Genomic DNA, 17,239 nt, shown 5'->3' with positions numbered 1-17,239 from the left:
GCAAAGGAGAAGACTCATGACGACAGAGCTGAACGCAACACGGCAGCAATGGCTGGCGGCTCGCCTCGATTTGCTCGAAGAGGAGAAGGCGCTGACCCGGCAGAGCGACGCGCTGGCGATCAAGCGCCAGCAATTGCCGCGCGTGAGGATCGACAAGCAATACCGCTTCGACACCGACGCCGGCAGCATCTCGCTGAAAGACCTCTTCGGCGGGCGCTCGCAGCTTCTCGTATATCACTTCATGTTCGGGCCGGATTATACCGCGGGATGCCCCTCCTGCTCCTCGATCGCTGACGGTTTCAACGGCTTCTTCGTTCACCTGGAGAACCACGACGTCGCCTTTTGGGCGGTCTCGCGGGCGCCGCTCGCAAAGCTCGAAGCGTTCAAGCAGCGGATGGACTGGAGCTTTCCCTGGGCCTCCTCCTTCGGCAGCGACTTCAACGGCGATTTCAGCGTCTGGTTCTCTGCCAAGCAGCAGCACCAGGGCGAGGTAGACTATAATTACCGCCGCGAACCGCCCGCTCCCGAACCGCTCCCAGGCAGGACTGTCCAGGAATGGCAGCCGCGCGACAGCGAGGCCCCGATCACCCAGATCGCTGCCATGACCGGCACCGATGTCCCCACCTATACCCGCGACCGGCCGGGCGTCAGCGCCTTCGAACTTATCGATGGCGCCGTCTACCACAGCTATTCCAGCTATGCGCGCGGGCTGGACGGGCTCTGGGGCATGTATCAATGGCTCGACCGCGCACCCAAGGGCCGCAACGAAACCGGCATCTGGTGGCGCCACCACGACCGGTACGGCAAGGAGTGACGCCGATGCTGCTTTCAGCCCACACTCCCGAGCGAGGCGACGGCAACGCCGCTCTCAACGCCGCCGAATGGCTCTCGCTGGCCGCCTCAGCAGACGGATCAGTTGCCAAGCCGAGCGCTGGCATGGCGAGCGCAGGCGGCCGGATCGCCGGCCGCGTCGCTGATTGGCTGTCGCTCGCCGCTGCCCCGACATTCGCGATCATGGCGCTGCTGACGGCCACGACCGGCAGCGCCGACATGATCTGCACGACGACGCCGGATGCCTTCCCGATCGGCGGAATGGTACCCATGTACCTGCTGATGAGCAGCTTCCACCTGGCGCCCTGGCTGCGGCTGGCCGCCGGCTGGCGGGTCTGAGTGGGCGGCGACCTCGCGCCATCTTCTCCCCAGCGGGGAGAAGAGGGAGCAAGCCGCACTGCCTCCTCCCGTAATATCTCCCTGCCGGCCCTCCCAAGTTCACGCCCTCACCGCGATAAAATCGATCGGTCCGCCGGCAATCTCGTCATCGAACACCGCGCAGGAAAGCTTGCCACCGAAGACGCAGCCGCTGTCGATGTTGGTGCGGTTTCCTGTCGTCACCGGATTGGACCGTGACGGCGTATGGCCGTGGACGAGATGTTTGCCCCAATATTCGCCTGGCTGATCGACCGGAAATCGCATCCATAGAAGATCGTCCTGGCTCTGCCGGTCCAGCGGAATTTGCGGATCGACACCAGCATGGACAAAGATGCGATGCCGATCGACATGCATGAGGGGACGATCGGTTGCCCATTGCAGATGTTGCGGCAAAACCCTGCCGCCATAGGATATTTCGGTTTCCAGCCCGCCGTTGCCGAGCCACACCGCTCGGCTCTGACCGTCGGCATAGGCAGCGACCATCATATCCTCATGATTGCCTTTCAGGCAGATCCATCTCCACGGCTCAGATGGACCGGCAATGATCCGATCGAGGACACTTTTGCTGTCAGGCCCGCGATCGACATAGTCGCCAACGAAGACGACGGTCCCTTCAGACGCATAAGCCTCGATCCGATCGATCATCCTGTTCAGCGGATCGATACAGCCGTGGATATCACCTATGGCGAACGTGTAGCGCATGTTTCAAGCTTCTCGGTTGCAATGCGACGGCCCGCGGCCAAGGATGAGAAGACACGCCAGGACTTTGTGCGGAGGCTCACGCCGCTCGTCGTCCACCGCATCATAGCAAAGGAAAGCCGGCCGCCATCGCGAAAACCGACTCGTTCTCCGGCATTTATGGCCATTGGCTCTCCTTCCGCTTGAATTCGGATATGATCATCGCACCAACCATCGAAGATGCCGATCCGCAGACGGGTGCGACCTTGCATTGTGCGGTCGCCAACGGCTATGCCTTCATCACCATGAAGAAATACGGACGAACCTATCACCTACCGATTTCGCCCGGAGCGACAAGCGACGATAAGGTCATGGCGAAGCTTGACGGGCTGATGATTGGCGATCTTGTCATCACAGAGAAAATGGATGGTGAGAACACGACCATTCATCTGGGCGGGTCTCATGCCCGTAGTCCCGATAGCCGTTACCATTCATCGCGCGATTGGCTTAAGGCTTTTGCTGCCGGCATCAGTCCGCAACTGGCAGATGGCGAACGCATCGTGGGTGAGAACCTCTATGCCCCGCACTCGATCGGCTATGATGATCTTCCGTCATACTTCCTCGGCTTTGCTTGGATTATCGACGGCGAAGTTCAATCCTGGGATCCGACTCTCGCTCGATTCGAAGAACTGAGCATCGTTCCGGTGTCGACTCTGTATCGGGGGCCATACAAAACCGGCCTGTTCGAGGATACTGCGGCCTCGCTGGATAGGACCAAGCAGGAGGGCTTTGTCGTTCGGATCGCTGATGCGTTCCTGGAAGCCGAAATGCCAGTTCGGACGGGCAAGTATGTGCGGGACAACCACATTCAGAGTGAAACGCATTGGATGCAGTCGGAACTCATCCCCAATCGCTTGGCAAATTCCTGACGGCCGCTCGCCTCTCCTCCGTCATTCCTGTCACAGGAATAACGGAGGGTGGGTGGCGCTTCTGCCCAAACTTCACGCCGGCGCAATGCCGAACCGAACCACAACCGCTATCACCCCTCCGTAAAACTCCGGCGGATCGCCTCCCAGCTTTCCGCATCCGGCGCCAGTAGCAGCCGGCCCTTGGTCATCGCAGGACGATAGGTTTCGCCGCTGAGCAATGCCCCGTAGCCGCCGGCTTCGTGGTGGATCAGCACGCCGGCGGCGTGGTCCCAGGGCTTGAGCTCGGCGTTGAGCGAAAAGCTCATAGCGCCTGTTGCCACCGCCCGGTATTCATAGGCCGAGCAGCGCCATGTGGTTGTGCGGGCAAAATGCAGCAAGCCCTGAGCGTAGACCGGTTGCTCCTCGGCGGGAAACATATGCAGCGGCACGAAGCCGTGCATTTCCCCGATCGGCCCCGGTGGCGCGACGCTGAGCCGGGTCTGCGTGCCATCACGGGCAATATGCCACGCCCCTCGCCCCGGCCGGGCGGCGAGGAAATCGCCGGTCACGGGATAGTGGATCAGCCCGGCCACCGTCTCGCCGGCAGAGACGATCGCCACGATCATGCCGAACAGCGGCAGGCCATGGGCGAAATTCCAGGTGCCGTCGACAGGATCGATGATAACGGCGAGATCGGCGTCGGCAAGCCGCGTCAGAATCGACGGATCGGCGGAGACCGCTTCCTCGCCGACCAGCAGCGCCTCGGGAAAGTGCGCCGACAGCGCTTCGGTGAGCCGCCGCTCGGCACCGATATCGGCATCGGTCACCAGATCGTCAGGCGCGGTCTTGGTGCGAATGCCCTCGGCGGTGACGCCGAGGAAGCGGGGCAGGATTTCCGCCTCCGCCGCCCGGCGCATATCCTCCATCACGGCGAAGAATATGTCGTCCAACACGTCCCTCATGCGCGGCGCCCCTCGATATAGGCCTTAAGCGCGGCGGGCTGGTCGGTCTGGATGACGCTGATGCCGGCCGCCATCATCCGACCCCAGATCGCATCGGGATATTCAAGGGCCGCACTATCGGTCAGGCCGCAGGAGGAGACCGGATCGAGTGTGTTGACCCAGAGGGAGATCCCGGCGTTGCGCAGACGTTCGTGCTGGCCGGCCAGCGTCTCAAGCTCGTCGAACTTGGCTTCGCACATGAAGGGGCGCGCCGCGATGACTGCCTTGGCGGTCTCTTCGGCGCTCCCGACCCTGAAAAACGCCTGGCCCATGAACGGAATGCCGTCGATCCCGGGCTGCCTGGCGAGCCAGGCCAGCGCCTCCGGCGTATCGGCGCGAGCCTTGAGATCGACCTGGTCGGCCATGCCCATCTCTTTGACCTTGGCCGCGACGATATCAATCATCTCGAGGTCCTTGAGGTCGAGATCGACGAAGATGCGGCCACGTACGGTTTCGAGCACCTGTTCCAGCGTCGGAACCGTCTGCGTCGTGAACGGCTGGTCCGGCCCGCCATCGGCCATGCGCAGCCGCAGGCTGGTGATCTCGGCGATCGTCATCTCCTCGGGGATGCGATCGATGCCGGCCATGCGCTCGAGCGTGTCGTCATGCAGGATGAACAGCACGCCATCGGCGCTCTGGCGGATATCCACCTCGACGATGTCATAGCCGCCGGCAATCGCATTCTCGATTGCGGCAAGGCTGTTCTCCGGAGCCTGATGCCAGGCGCCGCGATGGGCGACGATAGCGCAGGAACGCGACGGATCGGCAATGTGGTCGATGTATTTCATGGGACTTCCTTTAGTTTGCGCTGAGGGCGCCGGGTATGGCCCTGCCGCTCGCTGCATCGAAGAGATGCAGGCGGGAAGCCGGGAGATTGAGAAGGAGTTGGCTGTGATCCGGTATCTCGACGCCGAAGGGCGTCGCGATCCTGACGACCGAGCCGCCGAGCTCGGCTGCCAGGATCGCGTGCGAGCCGAGATCCTCGCGAAACCGCAGAGCTGACGTGACCACATGTCCGTCGGCCCCGCCGTCAATCAGGACATCCTCTGGCCGGATGCCGAGCTGATAGGCGCCGGTAAGCCGGGCCTGCGCCACCACCTGCCCGTCGGCGAGCCTGAGCACCGTGCCGTCGCCGATGACAGGCAGGATGTTCATCGGCGGCGCGCCAATGAATTTGGCGACGAAGACCGAGGCCGGCTGGTGATAGATCGCTTTCGGCGTGTCGAACTGTTCGATCCGCCCCTTGTTGAGGATGAGGATGCGGTCCGCCAGCGTCATCGCCTCCACCTGATCGTGGGTGACGAAGACGGTGGTGGCGCCGATGCGCCGGTGCAGTTCGGCAAGCTCGACACGCATGTCGTGCCTGAGCTGAGCGTCGAGGTTGGAGAGCGGCTCGTCGAATAGAAGCACGCCGGGCTCGCGTACGATGGCGCGGCCGATCGCGACGCGCTGGCGTTGGCCGCCGGAAAGCTGCCCGGGCTTGCGGCCGAGGAAGTCCGACAGCCCGAGCATCTTCGCCACCGCGCCGACCCGCTCGATGCGCTCGGCCTTCGCCATGCCTGATACCTTGAGGCTGTAGGCGATGTTGTCGAAGACGCTCATATGCGGGTAGAGCGCATAGTTCTGGAACACCATGGCGCAGCCGCGATGTTTCGGCTCCAGATCCTGCACCTGCCGGCCGCCGATGACGATCGTGCCGCCGCTCACCCGCTCCAGCCCGGCGATCATCTGCAACAGCGTGGACTTGCCGCAGCCGGAGGGACCGAGCACGACGGTGAATTCGCCGGCTCGGAGTTCGACATCCATCGGCGGGATGACGACGGTCTCGGCGTCATAGGCCTTGGTGACGCCTGATAGCGTGATGTTGGCGGCAGCGGCGCGGATGGCCATGTCGATGGCGTTCATGCCTATTTCTCCGTGAGAGCGAGGCCCTGGACCAGATAGCGCTGCAGGAGCGCGATCATCGCGAGCGGAATGATGGAAACTATGACGGCGCCGGCCATGATCATCGGAAAGTCGGGGATCTCTCCGTCCGAATCCGGCACGAGCCGCGCCAGCCCGACGACGGCGGTCTGCATGTCTGACGTCGAGGCGGCGACCAGCGGCCAGAGATATTGCGTCCAGCCGCTGAGGAAGGTCAGCACGAAGAGCGCGGCGAAGCTGGTGCGCGACAAGGGCAGCAGGATATCGAAGAGAAAGCGGATCGGCCCTGCCCCATCCATGCGCGCCGCCTTGAACAGATCCTTGGGCAGGGTGAGGAAGAACTGGCGGAACAGGAAGGTACCGGTGCCATGCGCCACAAGCGGCGCGATCAGGCCGAAATGCGTGTTCAGCACGCTCCATTCGAGCTTGACCGGCGCGCCGAAGTACTGGGCGATCAGATCGTTCAGGCCGGTGATATCGAGCAGCGCGTTGACCGGCGAAAACACGTTCGACGCCACCTGATAGGTGGTGATGACGCGGATCTCGATCGGCAGCATGATGGTCGCAAGGATGAGCGCGAAGACCACGCCCGCCCAGCGAACACGGAAATAGACGATGGCATAGGCCGACAGAAGCGACAGGACGCAGGTCGCCAGTGCATCGCCAAAGGCGACCACAAGACTGTTGAACATCTGGATTGGGATTGATGTCTCGGTGAAGATGTGCGCCGCGTTGGCGAAAAACTGGTCGCCGGGATACCAGGCGAGCCCGTTGCGCAGGATGAATTCATAGGATTGCGAGGCCGTCGCCAGCGTCAGATAGAGCGGCCCGAGGATATAGACGATGCCGACGATGAGCACGAAGCCGGCTGCGATGTTGAGGGAACGTGCGTTTTCGATCATGGGGTCACCGCTCGTAGTTGATGCGCCGGCCGAGGAAGAGGAACTGGGCGGCGGTGAGGAGGACGATGAAGACCATCAGGATCGCCGTCTGGGTCGAGGCGCCGGAGAGGTCGTAGCCGCTGAAGCCGTCGGTATAGATCTTATAGACCAGCAGCGTCGTGGCGCCGCCGGGACCGCCATCGGTGATCGTATCGATCAGCGCGAAGGCCGAGGTGACGCTTTCGGTGAACTCGAGCACCAGCGTCAGGAAGAGCTGCGGCATGATGAGCGGCAGTTGCACGTCGAAGATGCGCCGCCACGGCCCTGCCCCATCCATTGCGGCTGCCTGGTGCATGGTCTTCGGGATCGACTGCAGGCCGGCGAGCAGGATGACGAAATTGAACGGGATGCCGCCCCAGACATGCGCGGCGATCAGCGTGATGAAGGCGTCTGTACCGTCGATGCCGGGCGCCCAGATGCCAGGAAAGGCTGAGTTGAGTGGCGCGAGCACGCCGACGAAGGGATTGAAGATGAAGGCGAAGACGACGCCGATCGAGGCGCCGGCAACCCCCTTCGGCCACACGAGCACATTGCGCGCCGGCTGCGACATGCGGATCTTCCGGTCGGCCGCGACCGCAAGGATCAGCGGGACCGCGACCGCAAGCGCTGAGGCAGTGACCATGAAGACGATGGTGCGCCAACAGCTCTTCCAGAACTCCGGATCGGAAAACACGCGGGCAAAATTATCCCAGCCGACGAACATCGAGCCACCGCCGAAGGGGCGCTCGAGGAAGAATGACCAGTAGAAGGCCTGAAAAACAGGCACGTAGAAGAAGAGTGCGATCAGCAGCATAAGCGGCGCTACCAGCAGAAGCGGCAGCCAGCGGTGGCTGAAGAGAGAAGATTCCGACGTCATGGAGAAGCCCTGCATTGGGGAAGACCGGCACGGGCGTATGGGGTCCCATGCCTGACGCACGGGAGCGCTTGGGACGCGCCCCCGTGCGTGGGATGTCGGGATCACTGCATCCTCACGCCCTTGTAGGTCTGCTCGAAGCGGCGCAGCAGCTCGTCGCCACGCCTCTTGGCATTGTCGAGCGCCACCTGCATGGTCTCCTGGCCTGCAAAGGCCTTCTGCGTCTCTTCCACGAAGACTTGACGGAACTGCACATAGAAGCCCAGACGGATGCCGCGGGTATCCGGGGTGCGCGGCTGGTTCATCGATTCGATGCCGACGGCGGCCGTCGCATATTTCGGCGAATTCGCCTCGCCGCTCTTGGCGATCGCATCCATCACGTCGTTGGTGACGGGGACGTAGCCGGTGGCGGCGGTCAGGAACATCTGCTGTTCGGGACGGCGCAGGAAGTCGAGGAAGGCCTTGGCGCCTTCGACCTCGGCCTTGTCGTGACCCTTCATGATGTAGATCGAGGCACCGCCGACGAGCGTGTTGTGGCGCTCGTAACCCTCATACATCGGCGCCATGCCGACTGACAGTTCGTATTTGCCTTCGAACGCCTTGGCCGAAGTGGTATAGGAACCCGAGGAATTCTCCATCATCGCGCATTCGCCGGTGTTGAAGGCGGCAGTGAAGTTGCCGGCCTTGGTATCGGCATTGAGCTTGACGAGGCCTTCCTTGCGCCAGTCGATCAGGTTCTGGAGATGCTTGGCGGCGAAGGTGGTGTTGAACACATATTCGGCGTCGAGACCGTCATAGCCGTTATGCTTTGAGGCGATCGGCAGGCCATGGCGGGCGGAAAACTGTTCGAGCACGCGCCAGGTGTCGCCATCGGTGGTGAAGGGGCAGGCATGACCCGAAGCCTTCAGCTTGCGGGCGGCCTCGATGATCTCCTTCCAGGTCGCCGGCGTCTTGGTGATGCCGGCTTTCTCGAGCTCGGTCTTGTTGGTGTAGAACAGCAACGTCGAGGCATTGTAGGGTTGCGCGAAAAGCGCGCCGCCGGAAGTTTCGTAATAGGCCCGCGCGCCGGCGATATAATTGTCCCACTTAACCTCGGGCAGCGCCTCCTGGACCGGCACGACGGCATCAGACAGCATCAGGTCGAGCGTGCCGGCGTCGAAGAACTGGATGAGAACTGGATGTTTTTTGGCGCGGAAGGCGGCGATCGCCTTCTGCATCGACACTTCGTAGCTGCCTTGACCGACGCAGGTGATGTGATGCTCCGATTGCGCGGCATTGAAAGCGCTGCACTGGTCCTGGATCGCCTTTTCGACGACACCGGTATTGCCGTACCAGAATTCGATATTGGCGGCCTGCGCGGAACACGCGCCCGCCATCAGCGCGGCCGCAGCCGCCAGAATGGAAATCTTCATCTTGCCCTCGCCTGATTTGATCGGCCGGCTTCGAGCCCGGCACGGTGACGGCGGATTACTACACACAGTGTGTAACAATTTGGTGACGGTCGCAAACGCTTGTAGCGCGGTGAAGCTGCTGCTATAGGCTGCACATCGGATACGGCGGCGGTGGCGACACTAATTACTACACACCTATGGTAATTATTGACGGCAGAGGTGTTGGATATGGCCTATTTCCCGGAGCATCTGATTGCGCCACGTTTCCTGCGCGAAGGCGGCGGCGTCGTCTCCTCCAACGAACGCGATCTCCTGCGGCTGATCTGGCGCAATCCCGGTCTCTCACGCTCCGAAGTCACCAGCCATACCGACCTCACCCAGCAATCCGTCTATCGCATCATCGACCAGTTGGAGGAGCGCGGCATCATTTCCTTCGGCTCGCCGAAACCCGGCGCCGGCCGCGGCCAGCCGAGCCCGACACTCCGGCTCGACGGCCGCTACGCCTATTCATGCGGCATCTCGGTCAATACCGACGTGATCGGCATCTGCCTGATGGATCTCGCCGGCAACGTGCTGGCCGAGAGCAGCGTCACCTTGCGCGAACGTTCGATGGCCCAGGCACTCGATCTCGTTCGTGAGCAGCTCATCGAACATCAAAGGATGAACAACCTCTCCGAGGAGACCTTCTTCGGGATCGGCTTTGCCATCGCTGGCTTCCACGTCAGCGGCACCCGCTACAATGCCCCGCTGCCGCTGCACGAGTGGTCGCTCATCGAACTCGGGCCACTCTTGACGGAATTTTTCGGCAAGCCGGTCTGGGTGCACAATGGCGGCAAGGCGGGAACGGTCGCCGAATCCATGTTCGGTGCCGGCCGCTACATCAAGCACTTCGCCTATCTGAGCTTCAACTACGGCTTCGGCGGTGGCCTGGTCAGCAACGGCGAGCTGCTGCATAACGGCATCGGCAATGCCGGCGAATTCTCGGGCATGTATGACGCCGAGGAGAATAAGCGCCGGCCGGCTTTGCAATATCTGATCGAAAACCTCAACCGCAATGGCGTCGACGTTCCCTCGATCAGTTACATGCGCAAGCATTTCGATGCCAAATGGCCGGGCGTCGTGGAATGGGTGGACGAAGTGACACCCGCCTATAGCCGCCTCATCAACGCGATCTGGGCGATCTTCGATCCGCAGGGGATCGTGTTCGGCGGCCAAATTCCCTCCGCCCTGGCACAGCTTTTGATCGACCGCACCGAGATCTTCGACCGCCCCCGCTACGGCGTGCCACGCCCCCGGCCGAAGCTGATCATCTCCGAGATAGCAAGCGACGCATCGGCCATGGGAGCCGCCATCGCCCCGTTCAAATCGGCCTATTATTGATCCGAGCGACTTCGCGGCCAAATCGGCTCGCTCTCAGCCGTTTACGGCAATTCCCTCTACTTCCGCTTGAGGAGATCTGGCATTTTTCGCCCGGAGGCAACGCAGGCGATTTTCGGCCGGCCGTTCCTGCGCTATGATCTGATTCTGGCGCAGCCCACGCCTCCCCCCTCCATCGGGAAAGCAGACTTCATGCGGGGCCACCTGAACCGAACCGACTGTTCGAGCATCTTGCATAAGGAGGGATTGCGAAAACCGCTCGCAATAGGAGGTTTATGAATGAAGATGTCTGCGCCTATCTATCACCTGAAGCGTAAAGCCAGAAAGCTCTCCCGAGCCGAGGACATACCCTTGCATCAGGCGCTCGACCGCATAGCCCTGGAAGAAGGCTACGGCGGCTGGAGCCTGCTTGCGGCAAAAGCAGCGGCGGAAGCACCTGCCGGCAAGCTGTTTCAGCAATTGCTGCCCGGCGACCTCCTGCTCGTCGGCGCCCGGCCCGGCCACGGCAAGGCCCTGATGGGCCTCGAACTCGCCGTCGAGGCGATGAAATCAGGCCGTCCCGGTGTATTCTTCTCGCTGGAATATACGGAAGAGGATATTGCCGATCGCTTTCGCGCCATCGGCGTCGACCGGGCGCAATTCCAACACCTGTTCGAATTCGACGGCTCCGACGCTATCAGCGCCGCCTACATCGCCGAGAGACTGGCGTCCGCACCGCCCGGCGCGCTCGTCGTCATCGACTATCTCCAGCTGCTCGACCAGAAGCGGGAGAACCCCGAACTCTCCGTCCAGGTCCGCACTCTGAAGGCTTTCGCCCGCGAACGCGGTCTGATCGTGGTCTTCATCTCCCAGATCGACCGATCCTACGAGCGATCTCAAAAGCCCCTGCCTGATATCGCCGATATCAGGCTGCCGAACCCGCTCGACTTGAAACTGTTCGACAAGACGTGCTTCCTGAACAACGGCCAGGTAGCGTTTCAGGCTGCGCGATAAGGACCTGCCGTGATCGCTCGCGGGCCTCACGCATGGCCAGCGGGACCTTGCCCTGCCACGCCGGTTTTATCATACTGCCCGGCATGAGCGGAGATGAGAGCCCTGTCGATTTCTACACGCGCCCCGGCCAGATGACATCGGCCGGGCCGCATGCCCTTGCCCTTGCAGCGCTCAAGGGCGTCGAAACCGTTGCAGCGGCCGTGCACGGCACGCTGCTGCATGATGCCTGGGCGCAACACTACGATCAGGTGCTGACCCCGGAGCGAAGGGCGCAGTCACACACGCGGCCGGCGCAAGAGATACTCGATACGATCATGGGGATCGATCCCGCCCCGCTCGACATCCCGCGCCCACCGGAGAGGCGCAGCATCGGCGTGTGCCGCCATTTCACCGTTCTCGCCTGCGCGGCACTCAAGGCCCAGGGCGTCCCGGCACGCGCCCGCTGCGGCTTCGGCATGTATTTCGAGGCCGGCAAGGGCATCGATCACTGGATCGCCGAATATTGGGACGGAGAGCGCTGGGTCTCTGCGGATTTCCAGATCGACAATCTCCAGCGCGCCGCCTTGTATCTCGATTTCGATCCCCTCGACCAGCCGCCGGGCAAATTCCTCAGCGCCGGCGAAACCTGGCAGCGCTGTCGCGCCGGCGCCGCCGACCCCGGCAAATTCGGCATCTTCGACGAGTTCGGTTTCTGGTTCATCGCCATGAACCTCGTGCGCGACTTCGCCGCCCTCAACAACATGGAGATGCTTCCCTGGGACGATTGGGGAGCGATGCCGCAGCCCGAGGAGGAAATATCTCCGGATGGCTTGGCGCGCTTCGATCGTCTCGCTGCGCTGACGGTCGACGTAGACCAACGCTTCGGCGAGCTGCAGGCCCTCTACCAGGACGATGCCGGGCTGCGCGTGCCGGCGCAGGTCTTCAACGGCGTGCGGCAGCAGATGGAGAATGTTGGCGGCGCGTGATCTTGAGATGGAACTTCCGGTCCCGATTGTCTTCCGGGCCGAAACTGTGCGATGACCGGTCGACCCCAGATACAACAGATCAAGGTGCGGCATCGGCATGAAGAAGATCGGTTTCCTCTCGTTCGGGCACTGGACGCCCTCACCCCAATCGCAGACGCGCTCCGCCGGCGATGCGCTGCTGCAGTCGATCGAGCTTGCGGTGGCAGCCGAGGAACTCGGGGCTGACGGAGCGTATTTCCGCGTGCATCATTTCGCCCGACAGCTGGCCGCTCCCTTCCCGCTGCTATCAGCGGTCGGTGCTAGAACCAACCGGATCGAGATCGGCACCGCCGTCATCGACATGCGCTACGAGAACCCGCTTTATATGGCCGAGGATGCCGGTGCGGCCGACCTCATCGCCGGCGGCCGACTGCAGCTCGGCATCAGCCGCGGTTCGCCTGAACAGGTGATCGATGGCTGGCGCCATTTCGGCTATGCCCCGCCCGAAGGCCATAGCGAGGCCGACATGGCTCGCCACCATGCCGAAGTCTTCCTCGAAGTGCTGCGCGGCGAAGGGTTTGCCAAGCCGAACCCGCGGCCGATGTTTCCCAATCCGCCCGGCCTCTTGCGCCTCGAGCCGCATTCCGAGGGCCTGCGCGAGCGGATCTGGTGGGGCGCAAGTTCCAACGCCACCGCCGTCTGGGCGGCCAAGCTCGGCATGAACCTGCAGAGTTCCACGCTGAAGGACGACGAGACGGGCGAGCCCTTTCATGTCCAGCAGGCCGACCAGATCCGGGCGTACCGCGAGGCGTGGAAAGCAGCCGGCCACACGCGCCAGCCGCGCATCTCGGTCAGCCGCAGCATCTTCGCGCTAGTCGATGATCGCGACCGCGCCTATTTCGGTTACGGCAACGACGGTGAGGACAAGATCGGTTTCATCGACGAGAAGACCCGCGCAATCTTCGGTCGCAGCTATGCCGCCGAGCCCGACGCCCTGATCAAGCAGCTCGCCGACGACGAGGCGATTGCCGAAGCCGACACGCTGCTGCTCACCGTCCCCAACCAGCTTGGCGTCGATTACAACGCCCATGTCATTGAAGCGATCCTCACCCATGTCGCGCCTGCGATGGGTTGGCGCTGATGTTCTTTCCCGGCGAGCTGTCTTCGCCGGCTCCAGCACATTACGGCTCATGCGCGGTTTGATTTGCCGCAGCCAATTTCCCCATGGCCTGCTGGATGGCCGAGAAGAAGAGCGCCGTCGTGATCCCGAACATCATCAGCCCGTTGGCTGCCTGCAGCGGCGCAAGCAGCCGGATACGGCCGTCAAGCACCACGTCGCCATAACCAAGCGACGTGAAGGTGACGCCCGAAAAATACATGGCCGTTTCGAAATCCTCGAAGGCGCCGAGCGCACGATATAACAGCGCCCAGAAAGCGACTTGCAAGATATTGCCCAGCATGAGGACGATCATCAGGACCGCGAATTGCAGGAAGATCCTCCGCCGAGGCTTTCGGCCCACGGGTTGCGTGCGCGCGTGAGCAAAATAACGCGCGGCCAGCACTGAAGCCAGTGCCTGGAGCGCGAGGCACATCGACATCGCAAGCAGGCCGAGACCAATGACTGTAATCATGGGGCCGGACCTTCGATCTGGGGTCCGTCCTCAACCGGCCGCTGATGCAGCCATTCCATCAGCAACACGAAGCCAACAGCCAGCAGCACGGGGCCGACAAATATACCGAGAAGGCCGTCGGCTATCATCCCTCCGATGACACCCACCAAGATGACCGGCATCGGCACGTCCGATCCACGGCCGAGCATCAATGGTTTGAGCAAATTGTCGCTCAGCCCGGCGATCAAGGACCATATGGCGAAGATGATTGCCGGTGTTGTCGCCTCCGTGGCAAAGACATAGGCCATGACGGGCAGCGTCAGCAGCAGCGGCGGTATCTGCACGACTGCCAAGAGAAACGTGACAAGCGTCAGAGCGCCGGCAGCCGGAAGGCCGATAGCGAAGAAGCCAATGCCGACGAGCATCGACTGGATCACCGCCACGCCGACCACGCCGACCGCCACTCCCCGGATGGTAGCGGCGGTCAGATGGACGAGCCGGGCACCCCGCGCCTTGCTGTTGGTAATGAGCTCCAGCAGACGGAGGGCAAATGCCGCAGCACCCTTGGCATAAGCGACAAGCACGGCGGCGATCGCGATGGAAAGAACGAAGGACAAGCCACCGGTGGCCAGGCCGCCGGCGAAAGATGCGAGCCACGCAGCGGGCTTGCTCAGCATCTGGCCGTATTGACTGAGCGCCAACGGCAGATTAGCGACAGTGAGCGACCAGCCCTCCGAGAGCTTCGCTCCGATCACCGGCAGGTCGGCAAGCCACGTTGGCGGCGGCGGGATCGTCAGGCTGTGGTTCTGCAAGCCGGAAACAAGCCAGTAAATGGAAGACCCAAGCGATGTGACCACGACGAGCATGGGCACCAGCACCACGGCAACACCGACCATCCCGATAAGAAATGCCGACCACCGATTGCCGATCCGACCGGACAGGCGCAGATGCAAGGGATAAAGCATGACCGCCAGGATCACCGACCAAAGCAGAATGCCCATGAACGGCAATATGATCCTGGCACAGACATAGACCAGAAGCGCGACGAGGCCCAATTGAACCGCCGCATGGATGATGGATGGTCTCGACGACGCAAGGTCGGCGTTCAATGCGCTGGACGTCATTTTCCCCTCCCGATCCGGAACGTTCGCGAATGAGCGAAGCCGGACGTTCCCCAATCGGACAACGAAACCTTCCTGCCGGTAACACGCCGTAATTGGTGGTTCGGCGAAAATTTTGCCAACGCCATGAAAGGTCGTCTCCAACGCCCGTCATCATACATGACTTCGTGAAAACGGGATACGGCCGCCGCTGCCGGGCTCTCAAACCCGCGGATATCTCGCACGGAATTCGCGAGGGCTGCAGCCCTCGCGTTCATGAAAAACCCGCGAAAAATAAAACGGGTCATCGAGGCCGATCATGGCGGCTACCGTTTCGATCTTTTCGTCGGTGGTTGCCAATAGTTGTTTGGCATGGTCCATGCGCGCCCGAAGCTGAAATGCCTTGGGAGGCAGTCCGGTCTCGAGCGTGAACCGCCTGCGCAGCGTGGCCGGAGACATGCCGTGCTCGGCGGCAAAGGCTGCGAGGTCCAACGGTTGCGTCGCCCGCCGCCGTAGCGTTTCCACGATGTCAACCATATCTCGCCTTTCCTGGCGTCGATCGGCCGCGCCGCTTGCCTGTCTGGCGGCTGATATGACGATGCGATGCAGCATCAATGCCGCCGATGCCTGCCCGAGGTTGGTGTCGTCAAGCAAATCGGCATGAAGTTTGCCGAAGAGCCGCACCACCTCGTCGAGATGATGCAGGGCCACGAGGGGATGTCGCTCCGCGATGATCCTCAGCCTCACGAAGTCGCGCGTGAACGACCCTTCGAAAAGCGCCCAGCGCTCGTCCCAGCCGTCTTCGTCGGGGGCATAGGAATGCACGCGGTTGGGAAACAGCCAGAACAGTGCAGGTCCGGTCAGGCTCAAACGGCCGCTGGCGGCGGTCTCCAGCCAGCCCTGCCCCCGCTCCACCAACACGACGGCGAAACTCGGTAGTTTCCGGTCCGTCACCGCGCGGCGGGCATGCTGCCTGCCGCTGCCGGTGACTGCCAGTCCGCCGGCCGCGCTGAGCGGTGTTCTATAGATGGCCTCGGCGTCTCTCATGGTGAGCGAAAAGTCCAGCTATGAATTTCCTCTATGTCGGTTGGTATGCCGGATCAGGTAATTGATGACAAGCCAACTCAAGCGACGGAGGAGTGAAATGTCAATTGCTGCAGAGGTCATACAAGCTCGCAGGATGGATTTGCCTCTTGCCGCAAATGGCAGAACCTTGCCCGCGGAGCGGGTCGGTTGGCTCGCGCCGACCGATCCTGGTATCGGCATCGACGCCATCCGCCGCCGCTATCAGGACGATGGTTATGTCTGGCTGAAGGGCCTTCTGCCGCGGGCCGATGTGATCGATTTTCGCCGTTGGGTTTTCGAACGCCTCGCCGAAACCGGGCTGGTCGAGCCCGGAAGCGATTTTTCGCTGGGCCTGGCGTCTGCCGGTGGCTTCGACAGGAGCCTGGCGGACAGGCGCCTGATGTCGCTCGTCCGCTCCGCCGCCTATGAAGGCTTCTGCGCGCAACCGCCACTCGCCCGCTTCATGGACGATTTCCTGCAGGGTATCTCCTATCTCCACAAGCGCAAGATCATGCGTTTCGTCCAGCCGGGAACGCCGACGGCCACACCCGCCCACTACGATCTCGTCTATCTCCGCGGCGGCACCAGCCGCCTGGTGACGGCCTGGATTCCGATCGGCGACATCCCCACCGAGATGGGCGGCCTGGTCTATCTCGAAGGCTCGCACGCGCTGGGCGTCAGGATGGAGGCCGAGTTCCAGGCCGCGAGCGGGGATATTTCTGCGGAAGAGCGGGTCAGTGCCTATAACCGCCATATGGCGGAAGGCGGCTGGATCTCGAAGGATCTGCCCGATATGGCGGAGCGCTTCCACACCCGCTGGCTCGCCGCCGATTATGAGGCCGGCGACGTGGTGCTCCACTCGCCCCACATGATCCACGCCTCGACCACCAACCAGGACCGCAGCCGGCGGCTGCGCCTCTCCACCGATATAAGATATCAGAATGTCGACGACGAGATCGACGTCCGATGGAACAACCATTGGAGCCTCGGCGATATGCTGTAGTCCGGCTTTCCAGGGCCCATTCGGCAGAACCCCGATCGTCTGACGTCGATGCCGGCCGCGTCAGCCGGCACTGGCGGCCATGTCCCTTTCCTGCCCGTTTTGTCGTGCCCCGGCCACCCTTGTTGACCGGCGATCCGGTGCGATGGCTGCTATAGGAGCTTGTTTGACGAAGGGATGTCGACACAGAAGCGAAGCGGTCGGACCTTACTGCCGCGTTGGACGTTGATGGTCGGAACCTTGAAT

At 62.3% G+C, this 17,239-nt stretch carries 18 protein-coding genes; 8 read left to right on the top strand and 10 right to left on the bottom strand.

Annotated elements, in window-relative coordinates; translation table 11 throughout:
* Positions 1-16: 16 nt before the first annotated feature.
* Both HFO71_RS03510 and HFO71_RS03505 read left to right on the top strand, forming a co-directional pair.
* Positions 17-814: a DUF899 domain-containing protein gene (locus tag HFO71_RS03510; protein WP_168259877.1), complete on the top strand. Its 798-nt coding sequence runs from the start codon at positions 17-19 to the stop codon at positions 812-814.
* 5 nt (positions 815-819) lie between these two features.
* Complete coding sequence (locus tag HFO71_RS03505; protein ID WP_168259878.1) at positions 820-1,170, top strand: hypothetical protein; 351 nt, start codon at positions 820-822, stop codon at positions 1,168-1,170.
* 99 nt (positions 1,171-1,269) lie between these two features.
* Here the strand turns inward: HFO71_RS03505 and HFO71_RS03500 are convergent, their stop codons facing one another.
* Positions 1,270-1,911, bottom strand: coding sequence for a metallophosphoesterase family protein (locus HFO71_RS03500; RefSeq protein WP_168259879.1), 642 nt, complete (start codon positions 1,909-1,911; stop codon positions 1,270-1,272).
* 281 nt (positions 1,912-2,192) lie between these two features.
* On the opposite strand from HFO71_RS03500, the gene HFO71_RS03495 reads away from it, so the two are divergent.
* Positions 2,193-2,816, top strand: a complete 624-nt coding sequence (locus tag HFO71_RS03495) for an RNA ligase family protein (RefSeq protein WP_206118425.1) — start codon at positions 2,193-2,195, stop codon at positions 2,814-2,816.
* Positions 2,817-2,926: 110 nt separating this feature from the next.
* Here HFO71_RS03495 and HFO71_RS03490 read toward each other — a convergent pair whose 3' ends face one another.
* From HFO71_RS03490 to HFO71_RS03465, 6 genes are all read right to left on the bottom strand, one after another.
* Positions 2,927-3,757, bottom strand: a complete 831-nt coding sequence (locus HFO71_RS03490) for an inositol monophosphatase family protein (RefSeq protein WP_077978653.1) — start codon at positions 3,755-3,757, stop codon at positions 2,927-2,929.
* A complete protein-coding gene (locus tag HFO71_RS03485) occupies positions 3,754-4,584 on the bottom strand; it encodes a glycerophosphodiester phosphodiesterase family protein (RefSeq protein WP_221987525.1) in 831 nt (276 codons plus the stop codon). Before HFO71_RS03485 ends, HFO71_RS03490 begins: the two co-directional genes overlap by 4 nt.
* A 10-nt stretch (positions 4,585-4,594) precedes the next feature.
* A complete protein-coding gene (locus HFO71_RS03480) occupies positions 4,595-5,701 on the bottom strand; it encodes an ABC transporter ATP-binding protein (protein ID WP_131643034.1) in 1,107 nt (368 codons plus the stop codon).
* A 2-nt stretch (positions 5,702-5,703) separates the two neighbouring features.
* Complete coding sequence (locus tag HFO71_RS03475) at positions 5,704-6,621, bottom strand: ABC transporter permease subunit (RefSeq protein ID WP_077978656.1); 918 nt, start codon at positions 6,619-6,621, stop codon at positions 5,704-5,706.
* A 4-nt stretch (positions 6,622-6,625) separates the two neighbouring features.
* Positions 6,626-7,516 carry a carbohydrate ABC transporter permease gene (locus tag HFO71_RS03470; RefSeq protein WP_168259882.1) on the bottom strand — a complete coding sequence of 297 codons (891 nt, stop codon included), beginning with the start codon at positions 7,514-7,516 and terminating at the stop codon, positions 6,626-6,628.
* A gap of 101 nt (positions 7,517-7,617) precedes the next feature.
* A complete protein-coding gene (locus HFO71_RS03465) occupies positions 7,618-8,925 on the bottom strand; it encodes an extracellular solute-binding protein (protein ID WP_168259883.1) in 1,308 nt (435 codons plus the stop codon).
* A 207-nt stretch (positions 8,926-9,132) separates the two neighbouring features.
* Between HFO71_RS03465 and HFO71_RS03460 the strand changes: the two genes are divergently transcribed.
* The 4 genes from HFO71_RS03460 (at position 9,133) to HFO71_RS03445 (ending at position 13,359) form a co-directional block, all read left to right on the top strand.
* Entirely contained in the window at positions 9,133-10,284 is a 1,152-nt protein-coding gene (locus HFO71_RS03460; protein WP_131663750.1) for an ROK family transcriptional regulator, read from the top strand.
* Between the two features lie 276 nt (positions 10,285-10,560).
* Entirely contained in the window at positions 10,561-11,274 is a 714-nt protein-coding gene (locus tag HFO71_RS03455; protein WP_168259884.1) for a DNA helicase, read from the top strand.
* Positions 11,275-11,357: 83 nt separating this feature from the next.
* Positions 11,358-12,239: a transglutaminase-like domain-containing protein gene (locus HFO71_RS03450; protein ID WP_168259911.1), complete on the top strand. Its 882-nt coding sequence runs from the start codon at positions 11,358-11,360 to the stop codon at positions 12,237-12,239.
* Positions 12,240-12,336: 97 nt separating this feature from the next.
* Positions 12,337-13,359 (top strand): LLM class flavin-dependent oxidoreductase, encoded by a 1,023-nt coding sequence (locus HFO71_RS03445; RefSeq protein ID WP_131663751.1) that lies wholly within the window; start codon positions 12,337-12,339, stop codon positions 13,357-13,359.
* A gap of 40 nt (positions 13,360-13,399) precedes the next feature.
* Here HFO71_RS03445 and HFO71_RS03440 read toward each other — a convergent pair whose 3' ends face one another.
* From HFO71_RS03440 to HFO71_RS03430, 3 genes are all read right to left on the bottom strand, one after another.
* Entirely contained in the window at positions 13,400-13,849 is a 450-nt protein-coding gene (locus HFO71_RS03440; protein WP_131663752.1) for a potassium channel family protein, read from the bottom strand.
* On the bottom strand, positions 13,846-14,952 hold the full coding sequence (locus HFO71_RS03435) for an AI-2E family transporter (protein WP_168259885.1): 1,107 nt from the start codon (positions 14,950-14,952) through the stop codon (positions 13,846-13,848). Before HFO71_RS03435 ends, HFO71_RS03440 begins: the two co-directional genes overlap by 4 nt.
* Before the next feature lie 198 nt (positions 14,953-15,150).
* Positions 15,151-15,975 (bottom strand): helix-turn-helix transcriptional regulator, encoded by an 825-nt coding sequence (locus HFO71_RS03430; RefSeq protein ID WP_168259886.1) that lies wholly within the window; start codon positions 15,973-15,975, stop codon positions 15,151-15,153.
* Between the two features lie 97 nt (positions 15,976-16,072).
* Here HFO71_RS03430 and HFO71_RS03425 point away from each other — a divergent pair, with 97 nt between their 5' ends.
* The gene (locus HFO71_RS03425) at positions 16,073-16,996 is read left to right on the top strand and encodes a phytanoyl-CoA dioxygenase family protein (protein ID WP_168259887.1); all 924 of its coding nucleotides are present in this window, start codon (positions 16,073-16,075) and stop codon (positions 16,994-16,996) included.
* Positions 16,997-17,239 lie beyond the last annotated feature (243 nt).

The sequence above is a fragment of the Rhizobium laguerreae genome (assembly GCF_019778565.1).
In the GTDB taxonomy this organism is placed as follows: domain Bacteria; phylum Pseudomonadota; class Alphaproteobacteria; order Rhizobiales; family Rhizobiaceae; genus Rhizobium; species Rhizobium laguerreae.
The sequence above is the reverse complement of the archived record's forward strand: the minus strand, read 5'-3'. Positions and strand labels throughout refer to the sequence as shown.

Bases quoted from the DNA above. Each gene is read 5' to 3' on its own strand.
- HFO71_RS03435 (WP_168259885.1), bottom strand. From the start codon at position 14,952: ATGACGTCCAGCGCATTGAACGCCGACCTTGCGTCGTCGAGACCATCC.
- HFO71_RS03425 (WP_168259887.1), top strand. From the start codon at position 16,073: ATGTCAATTGCTGCAGAGGTCATACAAGCTCGCAGGATGGATTTGCCT.
- HFO71_RS03460 (WP_131663750.1), top strand. From the start codon at position 9,133: ATGGCCTATTTCCCGGAGCATCTGATTGCGCCACGTTTCCTGCGCGAA.
- HFO71_RS03510 (WP_168259877.1), top strand. From the start codon at position 17: ATGACGACAGAGCTGAACGCAACACGGCAGCAATGGCTGGCGGCTCGC.
- HFO71_RS03495 (WP_206118425.1), top strand. From the start codon at position 2,193: ATGAAGAAATACGGACGAACCTATCACCTACCGATTTCGCCCGGAGCG.
- HFO71_RS03480 (WP_131643034.1), bottom strand. From the start codon at position 5,701: ATGAACGCCATCGACATGGCCATCCGCGCCGCTGCCGCCAACATCACG.
- HFO71_RS03450 (WP_168259911.1), top strand. From the start codon at position 11,358: ATGAGCGGAGATGAGAGCCCTGTCGATTTCTACACGCGCCCCGGCCAG.
- HFO71_RS03470 (WP_168259882.1), bottom strand. From the start codon at position 7,516: ATGACGTCGGAATCTTCTCTCTTCAGCCACCGCTGGCTGCCGCTTCTG.
- HFO71_RS03445 (WP_131663751.1), top strand. From the start codon at position 12,337: ATGAAGAAGATCGGTTTCCTCTCGTTCGGGCACTGGACGCCCTCACCC.
- HFO71_RS03485 (WP_221987525.1), bottom strand. From the start codon at position 4,584: ATGAAATACATCGACCACATTGCCGATCCGTCGCGTTCCTGCGCTATC.
- HFO71_RS03455 (WP_168259884.1), top strand. From the start codon at position 10,561: ATGAAGATGTCTGCGCCTATCTATCACCTGAAGCGTAAAGCCAGAAAG.
- HFO71_RS03475 (WP_077978656.1), bottom strand. From the start codon at position 6,621: ATGATCGAAAACGCACGTTCCCTCAACATCGCAGCCGGCTTCGTGCTC.
- HFO71_RS03440 (WP_131663752.1), bottom strand. From the start codon at position 13,849: ATGATTACAGTCATTGGTCTCGGCCTGCTTGCGATGTCGATGTGCCTC.
- HFO71_RS03465 (WP_168259883.1), bottom strand. From the start codon at position 8,925: ATGAAGATTTCCATTCTGGCGGCTGCGGCCGCGCTGATGGCGGGCGCG.
- HFO71_RS03490 (WP_077978653.1), bottom strand. From the start codon at position 3,757: ATGAGGGACGTGTTGGACGACATATTCTTCGCCGTGATGGAGGATATG.
- HFO71_RS03505 (WP_168259878.1), top strand. From the start codon at position 820: ATGCTGCTTTCAGCCCACACTCCCGAGCGAGGCGACGGCAACGCCGCT.
- HFO71_RS03430 (WP_168259886.1), bottom strand. From the start codon at position 15,975: ATGAGAGACGCCGAGGCCATCTATAGAACACCGCTCAGCGCGGCCGGC.
- HFO71_RS03500 (WP_168259879.1), bottom strand. From the start codon at position 1,911: ATGCGCTACACGTTCGCCATAGGTGATATCCACGGCTGTATCGATCCG.